The 24,319-nt window shown below is 68.7% G+C and carries 31 protein-coding genes and 1 tRNA gene; 14 read left to right on the top strand and 18 right to left on the bottom strand.

Annotation, left to right across the window (positions count from 1 at the left end; all coding sequences use genetic code 11):
* The first annotated feature begins 86 nt into the window (after positions 1 to 86).
* The 3 genes from BrevBR_RS11540 to BrevBR_RS11530 all read left to right on the top strand — a co-directional run bounded on the left by BrevBR_RS11540 (position 87) and on the right by BrevBR_RS11530 (position 2,129).
* Positions 87 to 788 carry a DNA-3-methyladenine glycosylase family protein gene (locus BrevBR_RS11540; RefSeq protein WP_340001029.1) on the top strand — a complete coding sequence of 234 codons (702 nt, stop codon included), beginning with the start codon at positions 87 to 89 and terminating at the stop codon, positions 786 to 788.
* Positions 785 to 1,435 (top strand): trimeric intracellular cation channel family protein, encoded by a 651-nt coding sequence (locus BrevBR_RS11535; RefSeq protein ID WP_332638612.1) that lies wholly within the window; start codon positions 785 to 787, stop codon positions 1,433 to 1,435. Before BrevBR_RS11540 ends, BrevBR_RS11535 begins: the two co-directional genes overlap by 4 nt.
* Before the next feature lie 133 nt (positions 1,436 to 1,568).
* Complete coding sequence (locus tag BrevBR_RS11530; protein WP_300468875.1) at positions 1,569 to 2,129, top strand: HNH endonuclease; 561 nt, start codon at positions 1,569 to 1,571, stop codon at positions 2,127 to 2,129.
* Positions 2,130 to 2,178: 49 nt separating this feature from the next.
* Here BrevBR_RS11530 and BrevBR_RS11525 read toward each other — a convergent pair whose 3' ends face one another.
* The gene (locus BrevBR_RS11525) at positions 2,179 to 2,700 is read right to left on the bottom strand and encodes a hypothetical protein (protein WP_332638610.1); all 522 of its coding nucleotides are present in this window, start codon (positions 2,698 to 2,700) and stop codon (positions 2,179 to 2,181) included.
* Positions 2,701 to 2,822: 122 nt separating this feature from the next.
* Between BrevBR_RS11525 and BrevBR_RS11520 the strand changes: the two genes are divergently transcribed.
* Positions 2,823 to 3,599: a transglutaminase-like domain-containing protein gene (locus BrevBR_RS11520; protein ID WP_332638609.1), complete on the top strand. Its 777-nt coding sequence runs from the start codon at positions 2,823 to 2,825 to the stop codon at positions 3,597 to 3,599.
* On the opposite strand, the gene BrevBR_RS11515 is transcribed toward BrevBR_RS11520, so the two are convergent.
* The 3 genes from BrevBR_RS11515 to rpmB form a co-directional block, all read right to left on the bottom strand.
* Entirely contained in the window at positions 3,596 to 5,353 is a 1,758-nt protein-coding gene (locus BrevBR_RS11515; protein ID WP_340001028.1) for a M1 family metallopeptidase, read from the bottom strand. The two genes, BrevBR_RS11520 and BrevBR_RS11515, sit on opposite strands and share 4 nt — an antisense overlap.
* Before the next feature lie 56 nt (positions 5,354 to 5,409).
* On the bottom strand, positions 5,410 to 5,742 hold the full coding sequence (locus tag BrevBR_RS11510) for an MmcQ/YjbR family DNA-binding protein (protein WP_340001027.1): 333 nt from the start codon (positions 5,740 to 5,742) through the stop codon (positions 5,410 to 5,412).
* A gap of 81 nt (positions 5,743 to 5,823) precedes the next feature.
* The gene (gene rpmB, locus BrevBR_RS11505) at positions 5,824 to 6,120 is read right to left on the bottom strand and encodes a 50S ribosomal protein L28 (RefSeq protein WP_055830828.1); all 297 of its coding nucleotides are present in this window, start codon (positions 6,118 to 6,120) and stop codon (positions 5,824 to 5,826) included.
* Between the two features lie 182 nt (positions 6,121 to 6,302).
* On the opposite strand from rpmB, the gene BrevBR_RS11500 reads away from it, so the two are divergent.
* A complete protein-coding gene (locus BrevBR_RS11500) occupies positions 6,303 to 6,797 on the top strand; it encodes a DUF3617 domain-containing protein (protein ID WP_340001025.1) in 495 nt (164 codons plus the stop codon).
* Here BrevBR_RS11500 and BrevBR_RS11495 read toward each other — a convergent pair.
* Positions 6,794 to 7,162 carry a hypothetical protein gene (locus BrevBR_RS11495; protein WP_332638605.1) on the bottom strand — a complete coding sequence of 123 codons (369 nt, stop codon included), beginning with the start codon at positions 7,160 to 7,162 and terminating at the stop codon, positions 6,794 to 6,796. The genes BrevBR_RS11500 and BrevBR_RS11495 overlap by 4 nt on opposite strands.
* Positions 7,163 to 7,308: 146 nt before the next feature.
* On the opposite strand from BrevBR_RS11495, the gene BrevBR_RS11490 reads away from it, so the two are divergent.
* The gene (locus tag BrevBR_RS11490; protein ID WP_340001024.1) at positions 7,309 to 7,671 is read left to right on the top strand and encodes a c-type cytochrome; all 363 of its coding nucleotides are present in this window, start codon (positions 7,309 to 7,311) and stop codon (positions 7,669 to 7,671) included.
* A 57-nt stretch (positions 7,672 to 7,728) separates the two neighbouring features.
* Here the strand turns inward: BrevBR_RS11490 and BrevBR_RS11485 are convergent, their stop codons facing one another.
* The 5 genes from BrevBR_RS11485 to BrevBR_RS11465 form a co-directional block, all read right to left on the bottom strand.
* On the bottom strand, positions 7,729 to 8,286 hold the full coding sequence (locus tag BrevBR_RS11485) for a CarD family transcriptional regulator (protein ID WP_332638603.1): 558 nt from the start codon (positions 8,284 to 8,286) through the stop codon (positions 7,729 to 7,731).
* A 255-nt stretch (positions 8,287 to 8,541) separates the two neighbouring features.
* Positions 8,542 to 9,291 (bottom strand): DoxX family protein, encoded by a 750-nt coding sequence (locus BrevBR_RS11480; RefSeq protein ID WP_332638602.1) that lies wholly within the window; start codon positions 9,289 to 9,291, stop codon positions 8,542 to 8,544.
* Between the two features lie 64 nt (positions 9,292 to 9,355).
* A complete protein-coding gene (fdxA, locus tag BrevBR_RS11475) occupies positions 9,356 to 9,697 on the bottom strand; it encodes a ferredoxin FdxA (protein WP_332638601.1) in 342 nt (113 codons plus the stop codon).
* Between the two features lie 133 nt (positions 9,698 to 9,830).
* Positions 9,831 to 10,115: an RNA-binding S4 domain-containing protein gene (locus BrevBR_RS11470; RefSeq protein ID WP_340001023.1), complete on the bottom strand. Its 285-nt coding sequence runs from the start codon at positions 10,113 to 10,115 to the stop codon at positions 9,831 to 9,833.
* Complete coding sequence (locus tag BrevBR_RS11465) at positions 10,112 to 12,616, bottom strand: helicase-related protein (RefSeq protein WP_340001022.1); 2,505 nt, start codon at positions 12,614 to 12,616, stop codon at positions 10,112 to 10,114. The genes BrevBR_RS11470 and BrevBR_RS11465 overlap by 4 nt, the downstream gene beginning before the upstream one ends.
* Positions 12,617 to 12,914: 298 nt before the next feature.
* Here BrevBR_RS11465 and BrevBR_RS11460 point away from each other — a divergent pair.
* Both BrevBR_RS11460 and BrevBR_RS11455 read left to right on the top strand, forming a co-directional pair.
* A tRNA-Arg gene (locus BrevBR_RS11460) sits at positions 12,915 to 12,991 on the top strand.
* Between the two features lie 514 nt (positions 12,992 to 13,505).
* Positions 13,506 to 14,294, top strand: a complete 789-nt coding sequence (locus BrevBR_RS11455) for a hypothetical protein (RefSeq protein WP_332638597.1) — start codon at positions 13,506 to 13,508, stop codon at positions 14,292 to 14,294.
* On the opposite strand, the gene BrevBR_RS11450 is transcribed toward BrevBR_RS11455, so the two are convergent.
* A complete protein-coding gene (locus BrevBR_RS11450) occupies positions 14,295 to 14,432 on the bottom strand; it encodes a hypothetical protein (RefSeq protein ID WP_332638595.1) in 138 nt (45 codons plus the stop codon).
* Between the two features lie 63 nt (positions 14,433 to 14,495).
* Positions 14,496 to 14,903, bottom strand: coding sequence for a DUF983 domain-containing protein (locus BrevBR_RS11445; protein ID WP_332638594.1), 408 nt, complete (start codon positions 14,901 to 14,903; stop codon positions 14,496 to 14,498).
* 109 nt (positions 14,904 to 15,012) lie between these two features.
* Here BrevBR_RS11445 and BrevBR_RS11440 point away from each other — a divergent pair, with 109 nt between their 5' ends.
* Positions 15,013 to 15,546, top strand: a complete 534-nt coding sequence (locus BrevBR_RS11440; RefSeq protein WP_340001021.1) for a CinA family protein — start codon at positions 15,013 to 15,015, stop codon at positions 15,544 to 15,546.
* Between the two features lie 37 nt (positions 15,547 to 15,583).
* Entirely contained in the window at positions 15,584 to 18,451 is a 2,868-nt protein-coding gene (locus BrevBR_RS11435) for a tetratricopeptide repeat protein (RefSeq protein ID WP_340001020.1), read from the top strand.
* 12 nt (positions 18,452 to 18,463) lie between these two features.
* Here BrevBR_RS11435 and BrevBR_RS11430 read toward each other — a convergent pair whose 3' ends face one another.
* The 3 genes from BrevBR_RS11430 to BrevBR_RS11420 form a co-directional block, all read right to left on the bottom strand.
* The gene (locus BrevBR_RS11430) at positions 18,464 to 18,742 is read right to left on the bottom strand and encodes an HU family DNA-binding protein (protein ID WP_284223625.1); all 279 of its coding nucleotides are present in this window, start codon (positions 18,740 to 18,742) and stop codon (positions 18,464 to 18,466) included.
* Between the two features lie 118 nt (positions 18,743 to 18,860).
* Complete coding sequence (gene fliP / locus BrevBR_RS11425; RefSeq protein WP_332638723.1) at positions 18,861 to 19,661, bottom strand: flagellar type III secretion system pore protein FliP; 801 nt, start codon at positions 19,659 to 19,661, stop codon at positions 18,861 to 18,863.
* 20 nt (positions 19,662 to 19,681) lie between these two features.
* The gene (locus tag BrevBR_RS11420) at positions 19,682 to 19,969 is read right to left on the bottom strand and encodes a FliO/MopB family protein (protein ID WP_340001196.1); all 288 of its coding nucleotides are present in this window, start codon (positions 19,967 to 19,969) and stop codon (positions 19,682 to 19,684) included.
* 116 nt (positions 19,970 to 20,085) lie between these two features.
* Here BrevBR_RS11420 and flgB point away from each other — a divergent pair, with 116 nt between their 5' ends.
* Genes flgB through BrevBR_RS11405 form a run of 3 tightly spaced genes read left to right on the top strand, consistent with a single transcriptional unit; the run spans position 20,086 to position 21,234 of the window.
* Complete coding sequence (gene flgB / locus BrevBR_RS11415; protein ID WP_340001019.1) at positions 20,086 to 20,493, top strand: flagellar basal body rod protein FlgB; 408 nt, start codon at positions 20,086 to 20,088, stop codon at positions 20,491 to 20,493.
* Positions 20,494 to 20,504: 11 nt separating this feature from the next.
* Positions 20,505 to 20,924, top strand: a complete 420-nt coding sequence (flgC, locus tag BrevBR_RS11410) for a flagellar basal body rod protein FlgC (protein ID WP_332638590.1) — start codon at positions 20,505 to 20,507, stop codon at positions 20,922 to 20,924.
* A gap of 10 nt (positions 20,925 to 20,934) precedes the next feature.
* Positions 20,935 to 21,234, top strand: a complete 300-nt coding sequence (locus BrevBR_RS11405; RefSeq protein WP_340001018.1) for a flagellar hook-basal body complex protein FliE — start codon at positions 20,935 to 20,937, stop codon at positions 21,232 to 21,234.
* Between the two features lie 6 nt (positions 21,235 to 21,240).
* On the opposite strand, the gene BrevBR_RS11400 is transcribed toward BrevBR_RS11405, so the two are convergent.
* Positions 21,241 to 22,092: a 2OG-Fe(II) oxygenase gene (locus tag BrevBR_RS11400; RefSeq protein WP_340001017.1), complete on the bottom strand. Its 852-nt coding sequence runs from the start codon at positions 22,090 to 22,092 to the stop codon at positions 21,241 to 21,243.
* A gap of 91 nt (positions 22,093 to 22,183) precedes the next feature.
* On the opposite strand from BrevBR_RS11400, the gene BrevBR_RS11395 reads away from it, so the two are divergent.
* Positions 22,184 to 22,564, top strand: a complete 381-nt coding sequence (locus tag BrevBR_RS11395; protein WP_332638586.1) for a VOC family protein — start codon at positions 22,184 to 22,186, stop codon at positions 22,562 to 22,564.
* 4 nt (positions 22,565 to 22,568) lie between these two features.
* Here BrevBR_RS11395 and BrevBR_RS11390 read toward each other — a convergent pair whose 3' ends face one another.
* Positions 22,569 to 23,717: an acyltransferase family protein gene (locus BrevBR_RS11390; RefSeq protein WP_340001015.1), complete on the bottom strand. Its 1,149-nt coding sequence runs from the start codon at positions 23,715 to 23,717 to the stop codon at positions 22,569 to 22,571.
* Positions 23,718 to 23,773: 56 nt separating this feature from the next.
* Positions 23,774 to 24,286 carry a hypothetical protein gene (locus BrevBR_RS11385; protein WP_340001014.1) on the bottom strand — a complete coding sequence of 171 codons (513 nt, stop codon included), beginning with the start codon at positions 24,284 to 24,286 and terminating at the stop codon, positions 23,774 to 23,776.
* Between the last annotated feature and the right edge of the window lie 33 nt (positions 24,287 to 24,319).

The raw sequence follows: 24,319 nt of genomic DNA, 5'->3' as shown, positions 1-24,319 counted from the left end.
CGCCGATCATAGCGGGAAGCGGACCTGATCGTCAGCGGCTGGCGCGCGGGGATTGTCGCGGGTTCCGGCGGGCGTCAGGTTCCGCCATGGCCATTATTCCAGACCCCCTCCAGATCGCCGCTTCCCGGGACGCCCTGATCGCGCTGGATCCCTCACTTGCCCGCGCTCATGCCCAGACGCCGGCGTTCGACTGGCGCTGGCGCACCGGCGGGTTTGAGGGTCTGTTTCACATGATCGTGGACCAGCAGGTCTCGGTCGCCTCGGCCGCGGCGATCTGGGCCCGCGTGGTGCAGGGACTGGAGGGCGAGGTGACGCCGGAGAAGGTGCTGGCCACGCCGATTGAAACCCTGCGCAGCTTCGGCCTGTCGATCCAGAAGGCGACCTATGGCCACGAGATCGCCCGGGCCCATGTCGAGGGCCGCATCGACTTCGATCATCTGGAAAGCCTGTCCGATGAAGAGGCCGTCGCCCGGCTGGTCGCCATCAAGGGCGTCGGCAAATGGACGGCCGAAACCTTTCTGATGTTCTGCGAGGGCCGGCTCGACGTCTTCCCGGCCGGCGATATCGCCCTGCAGGAGGCGATGCGCTGGGCCGACCGATCCGGGGACCGGCCGCGCGAAAAGGAGGCCTACGCCCGCTCCGAGATGTGGAAGCCGCATCGCAGCGTTGCGGCGCACCTGCTCTGGGGGTGGTATGGAGCGGTCAAGCGGGGCGAGGTCGTGCTGGACGACCATCCTTCCGACCCGGCCAGCGCCGCGCGCGAGACGACAGAGAGCAAGACCGAGTGAGCCCGATCGTCGACCCCGCCCTGGCCAATCCCGAGACCGTGCTGGGCGCCCTCGACTTCGCGGGCGTGGCGGTCTTCGCGGCCACCGGGGCGTTGGCCGCGGCCCGGCAGCGGCACGATCTCGTCACCTTCGCCTTCTTCGGCGCGATCACCGGGGTCGGCGGCGGCACCTTGCGGGACCTGCTGATCGGGGCTCCGGTCTTCTGGGTGCAGGACTGGCGCTACATCGCCGTCTGCCTGTTCGCCTCGGTCGTGGTCTGGATGCTGGGCGCGCGGACGTGGCGGTTCCGGGCCCTGTTGTGGCTCGATGCCTTCGGCCTCGCCGCCTATGGGGTGATGGGGGCCGCCAAGGCCGAGGCCTATGAGGTCGCGCCGCTGATCTGCATCGTCATGGGGGCCCTGACCGCCTGTTTTGGCGGGGTGGTGCGCGACCTGCTGGCCGGCGAACCCTCCATCCTGCTGAGGCGGGAAATCACCGTCTCCGCCGCCCTGCTGGCCGCGACGGTCTTCGTCGTCGCCCGGTTCGCCGGACTGGACGCCTGGCCGGCGGCCCTGATCGCCGCGCCTTGCGGCTTCGCCCTGCGCGCCGGGGCCCTGATCTGGGGCTGGAGTCTGCCGGCCTTCCCGGGCACGCCGACCCGCGGCTGAGCGTTGCGAAACCGTCGCCGGGCGGTCATCGCCAAGCCGTCGAATCAAGACTAGGCTTTGAGCTCAGACAAGGAAGGAGACCGGTCTTCAGTCCGTTCGCGTCCATGTTCCGTTTCCTGACGGCGAGGACTTGATGCAGGTCCTGAGCCGCCCCCCGTCCGGCTGGCCCGCGCTGGTGCTGAACGCCGACTTCCGCCCCCTGTCCTACTATCCGCTGTCGATCTGGCCGTGGGAGGAAGTGGTCAAGGCGGTGTACCAGGACCGCGTCGACGTGGTCTCGACCTACGACAAGGTCGTGCGCAGCCCGTCGATGGAGTTCGTCCTGCCCAGCGTGATCGCGCTGAAAAACTACGTCGATCAGGACCGGCAGCCGGCCTTCACCCGTTTCAACGTCTTCCTGCGCGACGGCTTCACCTGCCAGTACTGCCACGCGACCGAACAGCTGACCTTCGACCATGTCGTGCCCCGGTCGCGGGGCGGGCGCACGACCTGGGAAAACATCGTCGCCGCCTGTTCGCCCTGCAACCTGCGCAAGGGCGGGCGCACGCCGCAGCAGGCCGGCATGCCCCTGCGCCGTGCTCCGCATCGGCCGAACGCCTGGCAGCTGCAGGAGTTCGGGCGGCGGTTCCCGCCCCACTATCTGCACCAGAGCTGGCTCGACTATCTCTACTGGGACATCGAGCTGGAGCCCTGACGCGCGAAAGCCCGCGCCGGCGGCGCGGGCCTCCCGTCATTTTCGTTACTTAACGCGGACGCTGGTTGAACTGGCTTTCGGTCCACCCGGTCACCAGCACATTGCCGTTGGCCGAGACGCTGCCGGCCGGGACGGTGCGGGTGGCGCCGTCGGCGGAGCGGACCACGAAGGATGTGGCGCGGCCGGCGGCGTTCCGGGTCACGTCCACGACGGAGCCCAGCATGGCGCCGTCGGAACTGTGGACCATGGCGCCGGTCTGGATGGCGGCGTCAACGGCGACCCCGTCGCGGTTGGCGCGGGCGTCGGCGCGGGCATTGGCGTTGGCGTTCACATTGGCGTCGGGGCGCGCGTCGCGCAGGGTCTCACGCGTCTCACGCACTGTGTCGCGGGTCATGTGCGCTCCGTCGCGGGCGATGGAGCCGACGCCCTGGGTGACAGGGCCGGTCTGGGGAATGCCTACCCCGACAGAGCCGCCGACCTGTCCGCCGACGCCGCCGACGACCTGGGCTGAAGCGCCGCCCGCGAGAAGCAGGGCGGCGGAGGCTACGGTCACGGATAGAAGGGTTTTCATGATACGGGTCCTCGAAATTGCGTGCAGCCCCTGCCCGCAGAGAACGATTGGCCGTTATGGGGGTTCCTGCTCGAGGGGCCGGCGGCCTCCCGGTTCCCGTCCCGACAACCCTCAGGGTCTCCATGAAAATCCGCGTCCGCGCCGACCTGGTCTACCGCTTCGATCCGCCGACGGACGCCATCTACAAAATTCAGGTCGCCCACTGGCCGGGCCAGACGGTGCTCGAGGAAAGCCTGACCACCGCCCCCGCGATCGACTTCATCCAGGACGAGGACGAGGAGTTCGGAGCCCGCACCCTGCGCGCCCATCTGTCGGGCGAGGTGGCGCTGACCTATCAGGCGGTGGTCGATAACGGCGTGCTCAAGGGCCTGCCGCCGGTGACGGTCCAGCACGACTGGAACGACCTGCCGGCCGAGGTGCTGACCTATCTCAACCCCAGCCGCTACTGTCCGTCGGACCAGTTCGGACGGTTCGCCGAGCGCACCTTCGGCGGCACGGTCGGGGGCGACCGGGTGCTGAAGATCCTCGAATGGATCAAGGCCGAGATCGACTATGAGCCGGGCGCCTCTGACAGCGAGACGACGGCGGCGCGGACCTTCATCGACCGGGCCGGGGTGTGCCGCGACTTCACCCATATGGGCATCACCCTGTGCCGGGCCTCGGGCATCCCGGCGCGGGCGGTCAGCGCCTTCGCCCATCAGCTGAACCCGCCGGACTTCCACGCCATCTTCGAGGTCTGGCTGTCGAACGGCTGGTGGCTGGTCGATCCGACGGGGCTGGCCCCGGTCGAGGGGCTGGTGCGCATCGCCTGCGGGCGGGACGCCGCCGACATCGCCTTCCTGACCACCCAGGGATCCTGCCAGCTGGTCCGGCAGTCGGTGACGGCTGAAGCGGTCTAGTCCGGCGAACCCGCGGCCTGCCAGGCCTCGATGAAGTCCAGGCGGCGCAGAACCTTGTTGGCCGGGTCGATCAGGACGTGGGCGGTCGCGGGCGCGGCGATGCGGCCGTGGCCGTCCGTCATGGCCACCGTCTGAAGGCGGCCGTCGATCTCGATCTCGACCGGCATGGGGAAGACGCCGCCGTCGCCCGTGACCCATTCCAGCACCAGATCGTCGCCTTCGCGGGTCTGTTTCAGGTCCGGCAGGGCTGCGTTGTACAGATAGCCGCGGAAGAACCAGGTCAGGTCGCGGCCCGTCTCCTCATTGACGATGGCCAGCAGTTCGTCGGTCGTGCCGTAGCGCGGGCGGAACTGGCCCGGACGGGGCTCGGCCGCGCCATAGACGATGCGCGTCACCGAGCGGAAGAAGGCCTCGTCGCCGATCAGCATCCTGAGCGAATGGGCGATCAGCGAACCCTTGTTGTAGATGTCGAGACCGGGTCCGACGTCGCCCTTGTAGACCTCGTCCTCGGACTTCTCCACGCCGGAGACGACGGGGAATTTGTTCTTCAGGTCGCGGCGCTGTTCCAGCAGGCTGGCCTGCATGAAGCGGTCGCCGTTCAGCCAGCGGTCGTAGAGCGGCTGCATATAACTGCCGAACCCCTCGTGCAGCCACATGTCGTCGGCGTTGCGGTTGGTCAGCTGGTTGCCGAACCATTCGTGGCTCAGTTCGTGGTGCAGCAGCCAGTCGAAGCCGCGGCCGTCGAGCTTGTACTCGTTGCCGTAAGCGTTGATCGTCTGGTGCTCCATGCCGAGGTGGGGCGTCTCGACGACGCCCATCTTCTCGTCGCCGAAGGGGTAGGGGCCGACGGTCGCCTCGTAGAAGTCCATCATCGGCGCGAACTGGGCGAACAGCGCCTGGACCCTGGCCGGATCGTCGCTGCGCAGATGCCAGTAGGACAGGGGAATCACATTGCCGAACCGGCTGTGGTAGTCGGCCTTGACCTCGTCGTACGGCCCGATGTTCAGGGCGATGGCGTAGGTGTTGGGATGGGCCGCGCTCCAGTTCCAGGTCGTCCAGCCGTCGCCGTGATCGACCGTGCCGAGGAAACGGCCGTTCGAAGGCGCCGACAGGTTCGAGGGCACGGTGATGTGCAGATCCACACGCCCGGGCTCGGCCAGCGGGCTGTCGATACAGGGCCAGAAGATGTCGCAGCCCTCAGGCTGGACGGCGGTGGCGATCCATGGCGTTCCGTCCGCCGTATTGGCCCAGACGAAGCCGCCGTCCCAAGGGGCTTGCGGGGCCACGCGGGGCTTGCCGGCGTAGGCGATCCGCACCGAGACCTTTTCGCCGGCGGCCAGGGGGCGGGGCAGGGGAATGGTCATCCGGCCTTCGGGATTGGTCCATTCGCCGGCCGGAACGTCCCGCCCGTCGACCTGCACCGATGACACGGCCAGCAGGGTGTCCAGCTCGACCACGACGGCGCCCAGCGGCGCGATGGCGGTGAAGTCCAGTACGGCGACGGCGTCGATGGCCCTGTCGTCGGGGATGACCCTGATCGACAGGTCGGCCTTGTCGAAAGTCATGGCCAGCTGTTCGGGCGTGCGCGGCTGGTCGGTGCCGAGGGTGAAGGCCGTCGATTCCCGCGTCGGGGCGACGATGGCGACGGGTTCGGTCGACAGCGGAACAATCGTCACCGCGGGGTCCGTCGTGCAGGCGGCGAGGGCCAGCAGGGAAGCGCCGGTCAATGCGGCGCGGCAGGCGGTGAAGGACACGAACAACTCCCCGAGGACTGGGCCCAGCCTGTGACAGGCGCGGCGGCGGTGCAAGTCTACAGCCCCCGCGCCTTGCGCTGGCCCTTCGTCGCCCGCCGGGCCCAGGCCTTGTCGATCTGCTCGCGCAGACGGTCGTCGTCGGCCGCCTCGTAGCGCACCAGCACGGCCGGCCAGCCGTCGAAATGCGGCGTCTTGAAATAGGTCTGCGGCTCGGTCTCCATCAGAAGGTCGATGTCTCCATGGTCGAGCGACAGGGAGACGGCCTCGGGCAGACGGGTGTCGTTGATCAGCAGCTTGCCCCTCAGGCGCACGCAGCGGGTCCCGTGCACCGTCGACTCCTCAACCTCGGGCAGGGACAGGGCGTAGGCGTACATCTCGTCGCGGGTCATGGCGGCAGTTTGCCATCTCGCGGCCAAAGAAAAAGGCCGGTGTTTCCACCGGCCTCTTCAAATCTTCAGCGCGCCGGCCGATCAGGCGGCGGCTTGCTCGGCCAGCTTGGCCTTCACCTGGCGCTTGATGCGCTGGGCGGCGGTCGAGAGTTGCTCGTCCTTGGCCTTGACGATGAACGGGTCCAGCCCGCCCTTGAAGTCCAGGGTGCGCAGGGCGGCGTTCGAGATGCGCAGGCTGAACGACTGGCCCAGCGCTTCCGAGGCGACCTTGACCGTCTTCAGCGACGGCAGGAAGCGGCGCTTGGTCTTGACGTTCGAGTGGCTCACGCTGTGGCCGACCATGGGGCCGATACCGGTGAGTTCGCAGCGACGCGACATCTGACTATCCTTGACGGAGCGGCCCACGAACGGTGCGGACGCATGAAACAAAGGCGCGCAGGGATCGGGTCCCCGCGCGAGAGGGGGCCGTATAGTGGAAGTCACCGCGCCGCGTCAAGGCTTGTAGCGGTCTTCAGCGCGTTCAGCCGCCGTTCAATTCCCGCCATATATCGCTTCTATCCATGCGGCGAAGCTCCGCCGCCGAGGTCCATTCGATGAAGATGTCCGTCCTGCTCCGCACCGCCCCCGTCCTGATCGGCGCCCTGCTGATGGCCGGCGCCCCGATGGCTGGTCCGGCCGCGCCGGTTCAACTGGAGTCCCAGCCCGTGCTGCCGGGCTATTGGGAATACACCACCCGCGCGCTGGGCCAGGGCGACACCGAGACCAAATGCGTCCGCCCCAGCGAGATCAACCGCTTCTTCGGCGGCCTGTCGACGCGCCGCTGGCGCTGCACCTATCCGGTCCGCCAGGTCGGGGCCGGCAACGCCCATTTCGAGGGCACTTGCGAGGATCGCAAGGGTCGGCGGGTCAACGTCCGCCTGAGCGGGACGTATCAGCAGGAGAGCTTCCGGTTCCGCGGCGGCGCCCAGCTGGCCAGGGGCACGCCCTACATCCCGGCCAGCATCACGGCCCGCCGTCTGGCGGCGCAATGCCCGGCGAACGCCGAGTATTTCTAGACCGGGGCCACGCGGGCCACGACATAGGTGTGCTGTTCGCCCGACGGCAGGGTGAGGCTGACGTATTCCCCGGCGACAAACCGCTCCTCGCTGAAGCGGAAACCGCGGGCGTCGGCGGCGTTGCCCCCTTCCAGATCGAGAGTCCATCGGCCGCCGGGGCCGTGCTGCAAGCGACCGGTCTCGACCGTCTGGTCGTCGGAAAAACGCCTTACATGCCCGCGCTCCGGCTCGGCGCGCAGGGCCTCCCCGTCCAGCCGACCGTCGGCGTCCAGAGGCGCGACGATGTCATAGCCTTCCGTGGGGTCGCCCGCCGGATGACCGGGCTCGCGCGCGAGTTCAAGACGCACATGGTGGAACTGGGTCATAGGCGCTCTCGCTGGAACCGGATGTCGATATCCGCAGGATAGCGAGAGATCGCGCCATCCGAATTGCTATGGATCAAGCCGGGCGCGGCTTCCGCATGCTAGAGGAAAACCGGCCGTTGTGGCGGCGATGACGGGAGGATCGAGAGATGACGGGTCGACCCTGGATCTTGCTGGGTGCGCTGGCGCTCGCGGGCTGCGCCGGCGAGACCGCCCGCCAGACCGAACCGGAGCCCATGATCATGGGATCGGCGGACCGGGGCGCGATCCTCGTGCGACAGAACTGCGCCGGTTGTCACGCGGTCGAACGGTCGGGGGACAGTCCGATGGCCGCGGCGCCGCCTTTCCGCGATATGGGCGTGCAGTATCCTGTACAGGATCTGCAGGAAGCCTTCGCCGAGGGGCTGGTCACCGCTCACCCGGCCATGCCCGCCTTCCAGTTCGAGCCCCGCCAGATCGCTGATGTGGTCGCCTATCTCGAAAACGTCTCCGGGACAGGCCAGCGGCAGTGAATTCAAAAAGGCCCGGGATTGCTCCCGGGCCTTTCGTTTCGGCGATGCGCGTCGAAATCAGGCCGCTTCGGCCTCGGCCTCTTCCGCGGCTTCGGCAGCGGCGATGACGGCCTTCTTGGCGCTCAGCGACTTGGCCAGCAGCTGGACGGCCGCATCCTTGTCGATGCGGTTGGCGGCGGCGACTTCGCGGGCCATGCGGTCCAGGGCCGATTCATAGAGCTGACGCTCCGAATAGGACTGTTCCGGCTGGCTGTCGGCGCGGTGCAGGTCGCGGACCACCTCGGCGATCGAGATCAGGTCGCCCGAGTTGATCTTGGCTTCGTATTCCTGGGCGCGGCGCGACCACATGGTGCGCTTGACGCGGGCGCGGCCCTTGAGGGTCGTCAGCGCCTTGGTCACCACATCGTCGGCGGCCAACGAACGCAGGCCGGCGGTCTTGGCCTTCCTGGTCGGGACGCGCAGGGTCATCTTCTCGTGGTCGAAGGTCACGACATAGACCTCCAGCGACATGCCCGCGACTTCCTGGGTCTCGACCGCCGCCACCTTGCCGACGCCGTGCGCCGGATAGACGACCGCGTCGCCAACCTTGAATTCCAGACCAGTCTTGTTCGTCATGTCATTCCTTTCCCGGCGCAGGGCGGATGAGACGGTTACGCAAGTGACAGCTACGCTCTTCGGCGACGGCGAACCGTCGGCGGCGCAGCTATATCAGTCGTCAGGAGCGAAAACGGATCACCGAACCTCTGGCCGACCCCGCCTTCGTGGGCGGAGTTCTGTCGCAAACGCGGGCGGCGCGAGAAAATCGCTTACCGCCCGACCCAATGACAGGAACCTATCACAAAATTGCAGAAATTCAAAACGTCCACAGCGCTAGCGTGGCTGTGACTGTAAATCCCCACCGGATCGGTGCAGGGCCCCGTTCACCGTCCACACGACCCCGGTGAGGGCGAAGGCCAGCGCGCATGCGACCCATTCGCTGCGCTCTCCCGGCGCCGCCAGTATGCGCGGCGCGTGCACGAGCAATATCCACGAGGCGAACATCGCCCCGACGAGGGCCGAGGCCGGTCGCGCCAGAACGCCCGAGGCGATGGCCAGTCCCGCGGCGATGTTTGCGCCCCCGGTGAACAGCGGCCAGACCGAACGGCCCGGCATCCAGTCCGGGATCATCCCGGCGATGGCCCCGACAAACAGCCAGTGGACGACGCCGAACACGACCAGCATCAACCCGATCGCAACCCGGGTCGCCAGCCGGAAATCCGCCCGGCCGGGCGCGGCGATCAGCATGCAGGCGGCCAGCAGGCCCAGCACCTCCACCGCCGAGACCCAGCGCACCGGATTGGCGGGTTCGGCGGCCAGCCCCGGCGCATGCACGAACAGCAGCAGTGTCAGAAGCGCCCACAGCGCCAGCGCCGCCTTCGAGGCGACGCGGGTCCACGCCAGTCCGATCCCGCCCAGCACCAGGACGGCGCTGTTCAGCCAGACGCCCACGGGGTTCAGCGCAAACGGCTGCAGCCCGTCCATGGCGTGATGGAAATGCAGACCGGTCAGGCCGAAGCCGATCAGTCCCGCCGCCAGCATCAGCCGGCCGGCCGCACCGAGGTCAGCGTCCAGATAGCGCATGGCGAGAGCCCTCCCGCCGGCAGAACATCACGACTGCGGCGTTTGCGCGCGCAGGAAATGCGGATCAGGAACCCTTGCCGGGCTTTTCGGAGAAGTATTTCTCGAACTTGCCGGTCTCGCGTTCGAACTGTTCGGCGTCGGCCGGAGGCGTGCCCTTGACCGTGATGTTGGGCCAGACCTTGGCGTATTCGGCGTTGACCATCAGCCATTTGCCGTCCGGCTCGTCCTCGGTGTCGGGGACGATGGCGTCCACGGGGCATTCCGGCTCGCACACGCCGCAGTCGATGCATTCGTCCGGGGCGATGACGAGGAAATTCTCGCCCTCGTAGAAGCAGTCGACCGGGCAGACCTCGACGCAGTCCATGAACTTACATTTCACGCAGGCGTCGGTGACGATGTAGGTCATGGGGCGGTCTGGGCGCTATCGGCTGGCGGGAGGAACGGGCAGCGCACATGACCCCGCCGGTGAACGCTGTCAACTAAGGGCTTGCCGCAGCCGGCCGATGTCGCGCCGCGATCCTTCGCCCCTCCGGCCCGCGTCACGTCTCCGTACCGGGCAGGGTGTAGAGGGTGCGGGCTTCGTCGGCCGGACCCCGCCGCTCTCCGAGCCTGGCTATGGTCAACTCCACCAGTCGGCCGCCGAGGGCGAAAACCATCGCATCGCCGACGTGGACAGAACGGCTGGGCTTGTCGAGCCGGGTCTGGATCCCGTTGTGGGTCAGGCGGACCACGCCGCGTTCGACCATGGCCGCGGCCAGCGACCGCGTTTTGGCGAACCGCGCGCGCCACAGCCAGATATCGACCCGGCAACCCGTCTCGCTCATGCGGTTCCGGCCGACGGGTTGCGAGGGCGGCGCGGCCGGCGGCGTTTGGCGCGGGCGGCCGGGGCCGGCGACGGCGCGGTCAGCACCGACAGGGCGGCGAACGGAGAATCCTTCGCCGGCTTCGGCGTCTGGCCCGGACGGTCGGGCTGGCGGGCGCGGGTGGTCTTCAGGGCGGCGGCCAGCGCACCGGCCTCGGCGGCGGTCAGGCCCAGTTCGGCCAGATCTTCATCGGAGAGCGCACCACGCCCCCTGGCGCGCCGCTCGGTCATCGTCTCCAGCAGCTCGACGGGCGCGGCGAACCGGCCGACCGCGCGCAGACCGAAGGCGGACAGGAGGCGCGGCGCCGGGACGGGATCCGCGAGGGGGGTCAGGCCGTCGCTGCGCAGGCGGAACGGCTGGCCGGCCGTGAACGCCTGCGCCAACGCCCTCGGCCGCGCCTTCAACAGGGCGGGCAGCCAGACCGAATGGGCCCCCATCCGTACGCCGAAGGTCCTCAGCGTCCGGCGTTCGACCTGACTCAGCGCGGCCAGATCACGGTCGACCTCGCGCCGGTCGACGATCCCGCCGGCCTCCAGCAGGCGGAAGGCCAGGCCGCGCGGCAGGCCTTTCAGGGCGCCGCTTTCGATCGCCGTCTTGAGCCGCTTCAAGGGTTTGAGCGCCCGGCCCGCCTCGGCCGCCAGCCAGGCTTCCAGCCGCCGCTGCGCCCGCTCGCGCGCCGCCGCCGGACCCAGTTCGCCCAGCAGCCGGACGCGCGGCGCGAACCAGTCGCCGCCCGCCACCTGACCGGCCTGTACGCCGCGCCACAATACCGCGCCGTCGGGCGCGACACCGAAGGCCTCATCCGCGTCCGCCGCCAGCCGGCCCAGTCGGCGCGCGATCTCGGGCGTCACCGCTTGACGCGCCGCATGCCGCAAGGCCCGGTCCTCGAGCGCAGACGAGCCCTTGTCGATCTGGAAGTCGACGCCGGTCAGCCGTCCGACCGTATGGCCCTCGACGAGCACCGCGCCCGCGTCGCCGACCTCGGCGACCGCGTCCTCGCGTACATTCAGGGCCCGCATCAGGGCGGTGGTGCGGCGGTCCACGAATCGCGCGGTCAGCCGTTCATGCAGCACGTCGCTGAGCCGCTCCTCCAGCGCCCTGGTGCGGTCGCGCCAGCCCTGGGCCTGATCCAGCCAGTCGGGCCGGTTGGCGATATAGCTGAGGGTGCGCACGCCGCTGAGCCGGGCCGAGAGCTGGTCGATCTGGCCGTCGTCGCGGTCCAGTTCGGCGAAGCGGGGCGCGATCCAGTCCTCGACCAGCCGGCCGCGCCTGCCGGTCAGGGCCTGGAAGATGTCCTTCGCCAGTCGGCCGTGCTCGTCCAGCGTCGTCTTCTGGAAGTCGGGCAGCTGGCACGCCTCCCACAGCCGCATGATGGCGCCGCGCGAGCGGCCGATGCGGGCCACCTCCTCGTCCTTGATCAGGCGGCGCAGCAGGGTCTCGTCCAGCGCCGGCTGGGTCAGGCTGAGACCCGCGCGGCCCGGCGTCACGACCAGCGAGCGCAGCAGGTCGGGCAGGGTGTCGAAATCCAGCCGGGCGTTGCGCCATTCCGCCGCCTCGACCGGGTCGAAGCGGTGCTCGACCACCTGTTCGACCAGGTCGGGGTCCAGCTCCAGCGACTCGCCGGTGACCCCGAAGGTGCCGTCGCGCAGGTGGCGGCCGGCGCGGCCGGCGATCTGGCCGATCTCATGGGCATGCAGCCAGCGGGTGCGCCGGCCGTCGAATTTGCGCAGGCCTGCAAAGGCGACGTGGTCGACCTCCATGTTCAGCCCCATGCCGATGGCGTCGGTGGCGACCAGGAAGTCGACCTCGCCCGACTGGAACAGTTCGACCTGGGCGTTGCGGGTGCGCGGAGACAGGCTGCCCATGACCACCGCCGCCCCGCCGCGCTGGCGGCGGATCAGTTCGGCGATGGCGTAGACCTGCTCGGTGCTGAAGGCGACGATGGCGCTGCGGGCGGGCAGGCGGGTCAGCTTCTTCGAGCCGGCGTACGACAGCGTCGACAGCCGCTCGCGCGAGACGATCTCGACGTCGGGAACCAGCGACCGGATCAGCGGGGCCATCGTCCCGGCCCCCAGGAACATGGTCTCGAACCGGCCGCGGGCGTGCAGCAGCCGCTGTGTGAAGACGTGGCCGCGCTCGGGGTCGGCGACCAGCTGGATCTCGTCGACGGCGAGGAACTCCACCGACCTTTCCATCGGCATGGCCTCGACGGTGCAGACGAAATAGTGGGCGCGGGGCGGGACGATCTTCTCCTCGCCGGTCACCAGCGCGACCGCCGACGCCCCGCGCCGTTTGACGATCCGGTCGTAGATCTCCCGCGCCAGCAGCCGCAGCGGCAGGCCGATCATGCCGGAGGCGTGACCCAGCATCCTTTCGACCGCCAGATGGGTCTTTCCGGTATTCGTGGGGCCCAGCACCGCAACGACGCGCGAGGGGGCCTGTCCGGCGCCGTGACTGCTCATGATGCTGAAAAGGTGGCGTGTCCCGTCCGGTTCCTCAAGCGGCGCCGTGACGGCGGGACGAGTTGTAAACAGCCAAGGTTCCGTCGGCGGAACAGGGGCGAAACGAATCAGGACCGAATCACCGACACGGCCCGATTCGGGGTTTGTTCCCTACAAGATATTGTATCTTAACGGCTCTTAATCACAAGGCGAAACGCGGTTCTCCCGGCGTGAGTCCAGGGTGTGCGCCCGTGAGCGGCCGGAAAACGCATCAGGCCGCTTCCCCGACGCCGCGCCAGACGCTAGGTCAGCGCTGCGTGGCCCCGTAGCTCAGCCGGATAGAGCAAGGCTTTCCTAAAGCAGAGGTCGGGGGTTCGAGTCCCTCCGGGGTCGCCACCCTCCTCACAGTCGTCGCTTTTCCGACCGGATGCGTCCTCGTTCATCCACAGAATTGCGGATGTGACGAAATGGTTTCCCCGTTTACCGGGTCTCGGGCGTCGGTCCGCAACCGCGCACGCTAAGGTAGATTTGAGTATATTTTTCTATCCCGCAGCGTAGTTTGTGCCGTCATTTCTAAGAAAATTTCCAGAAATCGCTGTGCCAACAAACTTGTTTTGCGGATTCAAGGAAATGAATTCACTCTCTATTTGGCTACAATGGAAGTAGATGGCCTGATAGGCTGCCAGTATACGAGATATGCTCTCCAATAGTTGAACATAATCATACCCAATGTTCGATTCAGATACAGTAACGCTGACTCGATATCTCGCTGATATCGAAGCAAAAACCGGGATTTTATCATATCATTACTGCGTTAATTCTATTAATTAACTAGACCAGTAAGGCCCAGGTTAAGCTATCAGCGTTCATTGAAGCATGGATGGAAGGTTCAATCGGGGGCTGTCGGGACATGCATGCGGGACGAGGCGAAGGCGGCTACGGGAAATTGCGTGAGGAGGCCGAGGCCGGGCACAACCCGCAGCGACGGGCCTTCGGCGCGCCCTATGAGAGCGTCACCTTCTCCACCGCGACCCGTTCACGCTGTGAACTGACGGTCACCCTGGCGTCGCAGCCGGTGTTCGACCTGGCGTCCTCGACACCGATCTGCCAGCGGCTGAAACGCACCATCCGGCGCACCGGCGAGCGCTCGATCTTTGAACGCAAGACGCTGGAGCTCGACGACCTCCGGCAGATCGACATCCTGACCATCGAACACGGCATGCGCCTGTTGCGGCTGGGACCAGGGGACACGGCGATCGTGCCGGCCTTCTGGCGGACGTTGTCCGGCGGGCGCGGCCCCTATGCGTTGCAGTGCGCGGCGGTCCAGCACAGTTCGGAGCCCGGCAGCCTGCTGATCGAGGTCTTCGGCGTCCTGGAGCACACGCCGGTCCACGTCATCGACGAGACCCTGGCGCATTTCCAGACCCAGACGCGGGGAGTCGTGCTGCATATCGCGCCAGACGTCGATACGGCGCGGCGTCTCGACGGGGTTCACGCCCACTGCCTGGCCATCGACTTCGCCGGGGTGGCGCACGAAGGGGCCCGCGACTGGATCAGCGCCGCTGAACTGGTCGGGGGCGCGCGTCAGATCTGCAGCCAGCTGCTGCTGGTCAACCTTCGCCCGGACAGGGCGCTGGCGGCCCAGGCGGCCGGGGCCACCCACGCCGTCTTCTCGACCCTGGAGCCGCGGTCGCTCTAGTCAGTGATCGTCAGCGGGGCCGGGCTGCGGCGGCGGCGTCTGGTCTCGCTTGCGCGTCAGGATCATGCGCAGGCTCATCCCGAGGACGACGAGGGGCGCGAGAACGAGCAGCCACGACAGTATCCGTTCGATGGTCATGGCCGGACCCCTCCCTGAGGCGCCGGCACAGGGCGCGCCGCCGCCTCTGATGTCAAACGGAGCCTAGCGCCACTTCGACCCTTCGCCGTGGCCGCCGATGCTTTCGAACTCGGGCGGGGCGGCCTTGTGGATGTACTGCTCGGACACCAGCCAGCCCTTGAGCGGACGCAGGACGGCCAGACAGCCCAGCACCAGCAGCGGCATGGTCACGACCAGGTGCACCCAGATCGGCGGATGGACGCCGAACTCGAACCACATGAACAGGGCCATGCCGAGCAGGCCGACCAGGCTCATGCCGAAGAAGGCCGGTCCGTCGGCGGGTTCGGCGAAACCGTAGTCCAGACCGCAGACGGGGCAGGCCTCGCGGATGGTGAGGAAACCCCTCAGCAGCGGGCCCTCCCCGCATCGCGGACACCGGCAGCGCAGGCCGGTGGAAAGGGTGCTGAGGCGCGGATACTCGGGGTCGGTCACGATGACGGTCCTGACAGGAAGCCGGACTGCATGTCGGCCCCTCGGAGCGCCGCCGCAACCGGGCCAGTTGTCGCGGGGAACACCGCGCGGCCCCCGCCGTTCCTCGCCCATGACCGAGACCCTGGGATCCGCCGTGCCCGCCGACATCGAGGCGCTGGTCGATGCGGTGCTGAAATCCGCCTCCGACCACGGCGTCACCCTGTCCACGGCCGAAAGCTGCACGGGCGGCCTGATCGCCTCGATGCTGACCGACGTCGAGGGCCGGTCCCACGCCTTCGAGCGCGGCTATGTCGTCTACACGGATGACGCCAAGGTCGAGGAATTGGGCGTCCCCCGCCGGCTGATCGACCGGAACGGCGCGGTGTCGGAGCCCGTGGCCCGGGCGATGGCCGAAGGTGCGTTGAGAGACTCCCGCGCGGGGGTGGCGGTCTCCGTCACCGGTTTCGCGGGCCCGGCCGGTCCGGACGACGAACCGGGACTGGTGCATTTCGCGCTCGCCGCGACAGGCGCGCCGACGGTGCATGAGGAGCATCATTTCGGCGACCGGGGCCGCGGGCCCGTGCGGCTGGAATGCCTGCGGGTGGCGCTGCGGATGATGCGGGACGCCTTGCCGGGACAGGGCGGAATGGTCACCAACCGTTAACCGCGTTGTAAGGCCGGTCGCGCGAGGGTGCGCGCGTATGTCCGGGGCAACCATCAGCAAACGCGTTCTCAGAACCACCGTGGCCGCCGCCGCAGCGGGCGCGGTCGCGTTCGCGCCCATGGCCCCGCTGGCCCAGGAGGCCGGCGCCGCCCTCGACCCGGTCTCGATCCGCATCGGCGCCAACGCCGAGTTCACCCGCCTGGAATTCGCCGGCGTCATCGGCGCGCGGTCGCGGGTCCGGCGCGAGGGCCGCGACGTCATCGTCCGCATCGGTTCGACCGCCGCGCCCGACGTCTCGCGTCTGAAGGTCGATCCGCCCAGGGGGGTGGAGAAGGTCGAGACGCGCGCCGTCCAGGGCGCCACCGAACTGGTCATCACCCTGGCCGAGGGCGCCGACGCCCGCAGCGGTTCGGCCGACGGCGCGGTCTATGTGAACCTGTTCGCCTCGGCCCCCGACGCGCCGGCTCCGGCCATCGTTGCGGCGTCGAACGTGCCCGTGACCACCCGGGCCACCCCGGCCAAGGTCTCCATGACCTTCCAGTGGGACAAGCCGGTAGGCGCCGCCGTCTTCCGGCGTGGGGGGGCGGTCTGGGTGGTGTTCGACACCCCCGCCCGGCTGGACATGTCCGGCGCCCGGCAGCTGGGGCCGGCCTCCGACGCCCACTGGACCGCTGCACCCGACCACGTCGCCGTCCGCATCGCCGCGCCCGAAGGGCTTGCGGTCTCCGCCGTCGCCCAGGGGACCAACTGGACCGTCGTCATCGGCGGCCAGCCCGTCGCCGTCGCCGGCGTGCCGGTAGAGCGCGACGACACGGGCGAGCCCGTCCTGGTCGCCCGCATGGCCGGGGCGACGAAGGCGATCTGGCTGACCGATCCCCTGGCCGGAGACCGTTTCGCCGCCGTGACGGCCCTGGCGCCTGGCAAGGGCTTTGCGGACCGCCGCCGCACGGTGGATATGGCCCTGCTGCCGACGGCCCAGGGACTGGCTGTCGAGGCTGCGTCGGAGGACCTCGGCATCCTGGCCGAGACGGACCGCGTCACCTTCAGCCGGCCCACCGGCCTGATCCTGTCGCCGCCATCGGCCGCGCTGGACGCCGCCGCCGATGAGGGCGGGGCGCCGAAGAAGGCGAAATTCCCGGGCCTGATCCTTTCCGAATGGGCCGATGTCGGCCACGCGGGCTTCTCGGCCCGCTATCGCCAGCTTCAGGACGCAGCCGCACAGGAGGCGATGGCCGCCGGCGACGACCCCCGCGCCCCGGCCGAGGCGCGCTTTGCGTTCGCCCGCTTCCTCGTCGGCTCGGGCCTCGGCTACGAAGCCGTCGGCGTGCTGAACAGCATCGTCGCCAAGGCCCCGAACATGGCCGGCGAGCCCGAGCTGCGCGGTCTGCGCGGCGCCGCCCGCGCCTCCATCGGCCGAATGGATGAGGCCGAGGGCGATTTCGCCGCCTCGGCCGTGGCCGGCGACCCCGCCTCGGCGATGTGGCGCGGCTATATCGCCTCGACCCAGGGCGACTGGGCCGCCGCCCGGCAGGCCTTCGCCGCCGGCGCCGTCGCGGCCGATTCCTTCCCCGCCATCTGGCGCGCCCGGTTCGGCGCGGCCCATGCTCTGGCGGCGCTGGAGACCGGCGATCTGCCCGCCGCCCGGGCCCTGCTGGCCTACAGTTTCAGCCAGGACGCGCCCGCCGCCGACCAGCTGACCGCCCATCTGGTGCAGGCCAAGCTGTTGGAGCTGGACGGCCAGTCCGATCGCGCGCTCGCGGTCTACGCCGCCGTCAGCCGGGCGCCGCTGGACGCCGTCTCGGTGCCGGCCAAGCTGGGCGTCGTCCGCCTGTCGCTGGCCAAGGGCAGGATGAAGCCCGGCGACGCGGCCAACGAACTGGAGGCCCTGCGCTGGCGCTGGCGCGGCGACGCCACCGAACTGGCCGTCATCCGGCAGCTGGGCCAGCTCTATCTGTCCCAAGGCCTGTACCGCGAAGCCCTGACCGCTCTGAAGGGCGCGGGGCCGGGCCTGAACCGTCTGGAAGGCGCCGCCGACATCCAGGCCGATCTGGGCGACGCCTTCCGCATGCTGTTCCTCGAGGGCGGCGCCGACGGCCTGCAGCCCGTTCAGGCGCTCGGCCTGTTCTACGATTTCCGCGACCTGACCCCGATCGGCGCCGACGGCGACGAGATGGTGCGCCGGCTGGCCCGGCGGCTGGTCGACGTCGATCTGTTGGATCAGGCGGCGGAACTGCTGAAATATCAGGTTGAGAACCGGCTGGAAGGCGTGGCCAAGGCCCAGGTCGCAACCGATCTGGCCACCGTCTATCTGATGGATCGCCAACCCGAGCCGGCGCTGCAGGCGATATGGGCCTCGCGCTCGACCCTTCTGCCCGGTCCGCTGAACGCCGAGCGCCGGGCGTTGGAAGCGCGCGCCCTGACCCAGCTGGGCCGTTACGACCATGCGCTGGAGATTCTGGGCGACGACGCCTCGCCCGAGGCGCGCGAGGTTCGCGCCGAGATCTTCTGGAAACAGCAGAAATGGGTGCAGGCCGCCGCCCTGTACGAAGCCCGTCTGGGTCAGCGGTTCGCCGATCCCGCGCCCCTGACCGCAGAGGAAGAGGCGCGGCTGATTCGCGCCGGGGTGGGCTATTCGCTGGGCCACGACGCTGCGGGTTTGAACCGGCTGTCGCGGAACTATCGTCCGTTCATCGCGGGCGCGCGGGCGAAGACGGCGCTGTCGATCGCCCTGGACGACGACGGCGTGGCGCCCGGCGACTTCGCGGGCCTGACCGCCTCGGCCGACACCTTCGCCGGCTGGGTCACGGCCATGAAGGCCGAGCTGAAAGCGAAAACGGGCGGGAACCGTGTCGCGGCCCCCGCCCGTCCTCAAGCTCCGGCGCCAGCTGCGAGGCCGGCTGCCTGAGACCTTTCGGTCTTACTTGTTCACCGCATCCTTGAGCGGCTTCGAAACGCGGAAGCGCACGGCCTTCGAGGCGGCGATCTTGATGGTCGCGCCGGTGGCCGGGTTGCGGCCTTCACGGGCGGCGCGGGCGGCGGTGTCAAACACGCCGAGGTTGGAGATGCGCACGTCGCCGCCGCCGATCAGCGACTTGTGGATGTTCTTGACGAGGGCGTCGAGCATGCGGCCGGCGTCGGCCTGGCTGACGCCGGCGTCCTTGGCGACGGAGGCGATGAGTTCTGCTTGGGTGGTCATGTGGGTCGTTTCCCGATGAAAGCTCGCCCCGATTCAGGGGCGATGACGGACGGATTGACGCCGCTTTTTCTTCCCTTGGCAAGCGACTTCGCCGCTGTAAGCCCCACGGGGTGGGGATTTATCCGGTACCGGACGCTCTCTGGAAGCTCTCGACGAGGCTCCCGGCGACCAGTCTCCACCCGTCCACGAGCACGAAAAAGATCAGCTTGAACGGGAGGGAAATCACTACCGGAGGCAGCATCATCATACCCATGGACATGAGCACGCTGGCGACCACCAGATCGATCACAAGGAACGGAACGAAAAGGAGAAATCCGATTTCGAAAGCCTTCTTCAGCTCGCTGATCATGAAGGCCGGAGTGACCACTCTCAGGGGCAGGTCGGCGGCCGCCGTCGGGGCCTCCAATTGGGACAGCCGGACGAACAGCGCCAGGTCGTCCCGGTCCACCTGGGCCAGCATGAAAGTCTTCACAGGTTCCGACGCCGCATCGAAGGCCTGGGGCAGCTCCATCTGCTGATCCAGCAGGGGTCGGATGCCCGAATCATAGGCGTCCTGCCATGTGGGAGCCATCACGATGGCGCTCAGGAACAGGGCCAGGGACACCAGAACCGCGTTCGGCGGCGACTGCTGCATGCCCAGGGCGGTGCGCAACAGGGACAGCACAACGACGATTCGCACGAAGCTGGTGGTCATGATGACGATCGACGGCGCCAGCGACAGGACGGTCATCAGACCGACCAGCTGGACCACGCGTTGCGTCAGGCCCGCGCCGGTGCCCAGGTCGACGTTGATGGCCGCGCCGGGTCCGCCGGCGGCGGCGATGTCCTGGGCCAGGGCGCCCAGCGGCCACAGAAGGCAGGCGAGGGTGGTGATCAGCGACAGTATGGCCGCGCGCTTCAGCTCGGCGCGCGAGGGCATGACGAAGACGCCCCTGGGAGTCACTTGACGGCCCCCGAAACCGGATCGGCGCCGCGTGGCTCGATCAGCTCGCGGCCCTCGCCCAGCATCAGCACCCGCTCCTCGCCGTCGATGGAGACGAGCACGAGGCGGCGCGCGGGGTCCAGCATCAGGGTCTCGACGACCTTCATCCGCTTCTCGCCCCGCTCGGCGCTGAGGCGGGCCAGCAGCGACGGCGCATACCGCCGCGCGCCCCAGGCGGCCAGGCCGATGATTCCGAGGGTGATGGCGAGCGCGAAGATGGCCCGGAACAGATCGAGGAAGTCCATGCGCCAGCCTTCGGCGATCATGGTTAACGCCGTGTTGAGATAACCTCCCGTTAACCATGCAGGCGGCAGTTACTGCCTATCTCGAATGGGCGATCCGCGCCCGAAGGGGCTCCCCCGTGGGTTTCACCGACCTGCCGCTGCTCAGCCAGATCAAGGGCCGACTGTCGTGGCTGGACGAACGCCAGCGCGTCATCGCCCAGAACGTCGCCAACGCCGACACGCCCGGCTACGTCGGCCGCGACCTGAACCAGCCGACGGACTTCGCCGCGGCGATGCGCGAGGGCGGCGGCGGGGTCCGCATGGTCCGCACCAGCGCCATGCATATCGCGCCCGCCGGTCAGGTCGCCCGCTTTGAAAGCCAGGCCGCGCCGGATTCGGAGACCACGCTCGACGGCAACTCCGTCGTGGTCGAGGAGCAGATGCTCAAGATGGCCGAGAGCCGCATGGCCTATGACGCCGCGATCGGCTTCTACCAGAAGTCCATGCAGATGCTGCGCATGGCCGCGCGCGCGCCCGGCCGATGAGGAGCTGACCGATGCCTGACCCCATCCCCCCGCGCAACAGCGCCATGGCCGTCGCCGCCAGCGCCCTGAAGGCCCAGCAGTCGCGCATGCGGGTCATCGCCGAGAACATCGCCAACGCGCAATCCACGGCGCAGGTGGCCGGCGGCCAGCCCTACCGGCGTCAGGTCCCCGTCTTCCAGGCGCGCGAGATCGACGGCGCGACCGGCGTCACCCTCGCCGAGGTCCGGCCCGACATGAGCGACTTCCGCAGCGAATACGATCCGGGCCACCCGGCCGCCAACGCCGAGGGCTATGTCCTGCGTCCCAACGTCGACACCCTGGTAGAGGCCATGGACATGCGCGAGGCGCAGCGCGCCTACGAGGCCAACCTCAACATCATCGAGACCGCGCGTTCGATGGACAGCCGCACCCTCGACCTGCTGAAGAAATAGGGCCTGAGCGATGAACCCCTTGATGGCGGCCAAGGCCTATGCGGCGATCCAGGACGGCGCGTCGCCGGTCGCGGGCGGCGCGGGCGTCGGCCAGTCCGGCTTCGCCGACATGCTGACCAGCGTCATGGGCGACATGACCCGGAGCTCCCGCGCGGCCGAGACCCAGATGGCGTCGGCGGTGCAGGGGCAGGGCAGTCTGATCGACGTCGTAACGGCGGTGTCGTCGGCCGAGGCCTCGCTGGAAACCGTCATGGCCGTCCGCGATCAGGTGATCCAGGCCTATCAGGAGATCATGCGGATGCCGATCTAGGGTCTGTCAGGCCCGCGGCGCCCGCCCCCTGAGCCACTGCGACAGCACCCATTTCTCGCCCCGCGTCGGCGGCAGGCCCGCGTGGCGCGTCCGCCGGTCGATCGAGCCGTCGGGCAGGGTGTTGGCCCACAGCAGGGCGTCGCCCTTGCGGCCCCGGTGGCGCAGACCGCCCGCCTCGAACGCCGTCTCCCCGCCCTCGAAATCGTCATTGAGGAAGACCAGCAAGGTCGCGATCCTCTGCCCCCGCGCCGCCAGATCGGCCGCATAGCCGGGCGTCGCCGGATCCAGCCAGTCCACATGCCAGTCGAACGTCTGGCCCACCTCGTAGTGCAGCACCTGGGTCCATTCGAGTCCCGGAACCGGCAGACCCGCCGCCCGCGCGATCCGCTCCCGCACCAGCGCCAGCACCACGTTCATCTTCTCCAGATCGAACACCGCCGCCGTATTGGTGCGCACGCTCTCGCGCCGTCCCGAGCCCGTGGCGTGGTCGTAGACGAGGGCCGGCTCGACCAGGGCCTCGGCCCGGGCGATCATCCAGTCGCAGACCTCGGGAGACAGGAAACCGTCGATGGCGAGGATCGCGGGTCCCTCGGACAGGACCCGGGGTCGCGGCGCATTCAGCCAGGCGGCGATGTCGATCGCGCGGTCCGCCGAGCGGCCGGCCAGCAGGGCGATCTGCTCCCTGGCGGGCTCGAACCCCAGGTCCGCCGCCCGGCCGAGCAGTTCCATCGCCCGGCGCCAGTCCGGCGGCACGCCCAGTCCTATCCCGGTGAGCACGGCCAGTTGCGCAGCCGCAGGCCCGTCCCCGGCTTCGGCGGCCGCGAGGAGGGCGGATGGGTCGGCGGCTGAGCTGGTCACGGTCCTTTTCTAGATCGCCGGCCCGCCCGGGCCAAGGGAACCCGCGCCCGGTCCGGACGCTCGACTCCCGGAACCTTTCAGGGAGACCGCCATGCTGAAGGACCGCAACTCATCCGCCATCGTCGCCGTCAGCGACCTGAAGCGCGCCAGGACCTTTTACGCCGACACCCTCGGACTGCCCGAGGGGGACGGATCGGGCGACGACGTGCTGGTGTTCCGCACCGGGGCGACCAGCCTGGTCGTCTACACGTCCGAATTCGCAGGCACCAACAAGGCCAATGCCGTGGTCTGGGCGGTCGGCGACGAGATCGAGACCATCGTCGCCGGCCTGCGCGGCAAGGGCGTCGTCTTCGAACGGTACGACATGGAGGGCGCCACCTTCGCCGACGGCATCCATCGCTTCGGTGACTTCCGCGCCGCCTGGTTCAAGGACCCCGACGGCAACATCCTGCACGTCAACAGCGAGGGCTGAGAGTTCAGCCTTCCAGCGAGACCACCGGCTGAAGACCGGCCGGCGCGCGTCGCGTCCGGCCCTTCAGCCAGGCGCGAATGCGGTCCTGAACGGGCGTGTCGATCGCGACATGGAACAGCCATGCGAAGGCGAAGGCCGCCGCCACGCCGCAGGCCCACAGCGCCCACTGGGCGGAGACGGGCAGGGCGAACCGGACGATGGCGACATTGGCGACGCCGAACCAGGCGATGCGCACGACCTCATTGGTGATGAACATCGAGAACGAGACCTGCGCCGCCTTCTCGATCCATTTCGAGGGACGCGGCGTCGGAACGGCGCCCGCCGCCAGGATGATGATCGAGATGCAAGCCAGGGAGACCAGGGCGTTCTTGTCGAAATACTGGGCGACGGCGAGGCCGAGCGCGGCGGCGACGCCGGCCCAGCGCGCCAGCTTCGGCGCGATCCAGACCTTCTGGGCGAACCAGGCCAGCGACATGCCGAGGAAGAACAGCGGCAGGGCCCGGAAGAAGCCGAAGCCCATGGGCATCTGATAGACCGGATAGCCCAACAGGCTCCAGGTCAGCTGGTTGGCCAGAAGATAAAGGCCGACGCCCAGCGCCAGCACGCTCCACGGTCCCAGTCGCACCAGTCCCTTGAGGATCCACGGGAAGGCCAGGTAGCAGCCGATCAGGGCCGAGATCGACCAGCTTGGCGCATTCCAGCCATAGCCGCCGGGAATGCCGAAAGCCTGCACCAGCCCCATCTGAGCCGGCAACTGGCCCCAGTCGAACCACTCGGGCGCGCGCGGCGCCAGACCCAGGGCGGCGCTGCCGAGGACAAGGGCGATCAGGCTGAGGCCCATCATGATGTGCGCGGGCCAGACCCGCAGGAAGCGTTTGGCGAAGAAGGCGCCGGCCGACATCCGCCCTCCCGAGACGGAGGCCCCGTAGACGCGCATCAGCACATAGCCGCTGTCGATCAGGAAGAAATTGGTCAGCAGGAAGCCGCCCCGTTCGAACACGGGATGCAGGCTCTCGGCGAGGGGCGCCGGGCCCGCGCCCTGGAAGTGGTGCAGGATGATCAGCCCGGCCACAATGAAACGCAGGGCGTCCAGCCACCCGCCCCGAACGATGGGCGTTGTTTCATTTCGGGTCGATATCGCCGTCCAGGCCATTGCGAGGGCCTCCTTTGAGGCGACTTCCGCAAGGACCGGGCCGCGATGACCCTCTGCTACAGCTTGCCGAAGGCGACCCCGCGCCAGCCCCAGCCGGCCTCGAGGACGGCGGCCTTCACCGGCTTTTTGATCTCGGTGGTGTCGAACCGGTAGTCGTAGACTTCGCCGAACGACCCGTCCTCGCGGAAGGCGTAGACGGTCTCGAAGCTCTTCTCGAACTGCTGACCACGCGAGGCGCTGCCGCTGGCGCTCAGCGTGGGCACGCCGGCCCGCCATTCGACTTCCCACAGCTCATCGACGGCCCGGACCTCGCCCTTGGCCTCGTCGAACTTCATCAGGACCTTGAACACCTTCTTGATGCCGGCCTTGGCGAAGATCTCGTACCATTTGGCGTCGACGATCCGCCATTCGGCGACCATGTCGACCCCTTCCTTCTTGCCGTCGCGGATGACGAACGGCGCCGTCTCCCGGTTCACGGCCATCAGGCTCTTGCGAAGATTGGCCACGGACTGGCGCTTCACGCCGGCGGGGGGCGCCTTGCTTCCTGTCAGAAAATCGAAAAGTCCCATGGCCGTCCCTCGATGAATGTCGGGCGACAGTGG

It is taken from the genome of Brevundimonas sp. BR2-1, from assembly GCF_037626195.1.
Classification (GTDB): domain Bacteria; phylum Pseudomonadota; class Alphaproteobacteria; order Caulobacterales; family Caulobacteraceae; genus Brevundimonas.
Note: the sequence above shows the minus strand (reverse complement) of the source record. Positions and strands in the feature narration are given on the sequence as shown.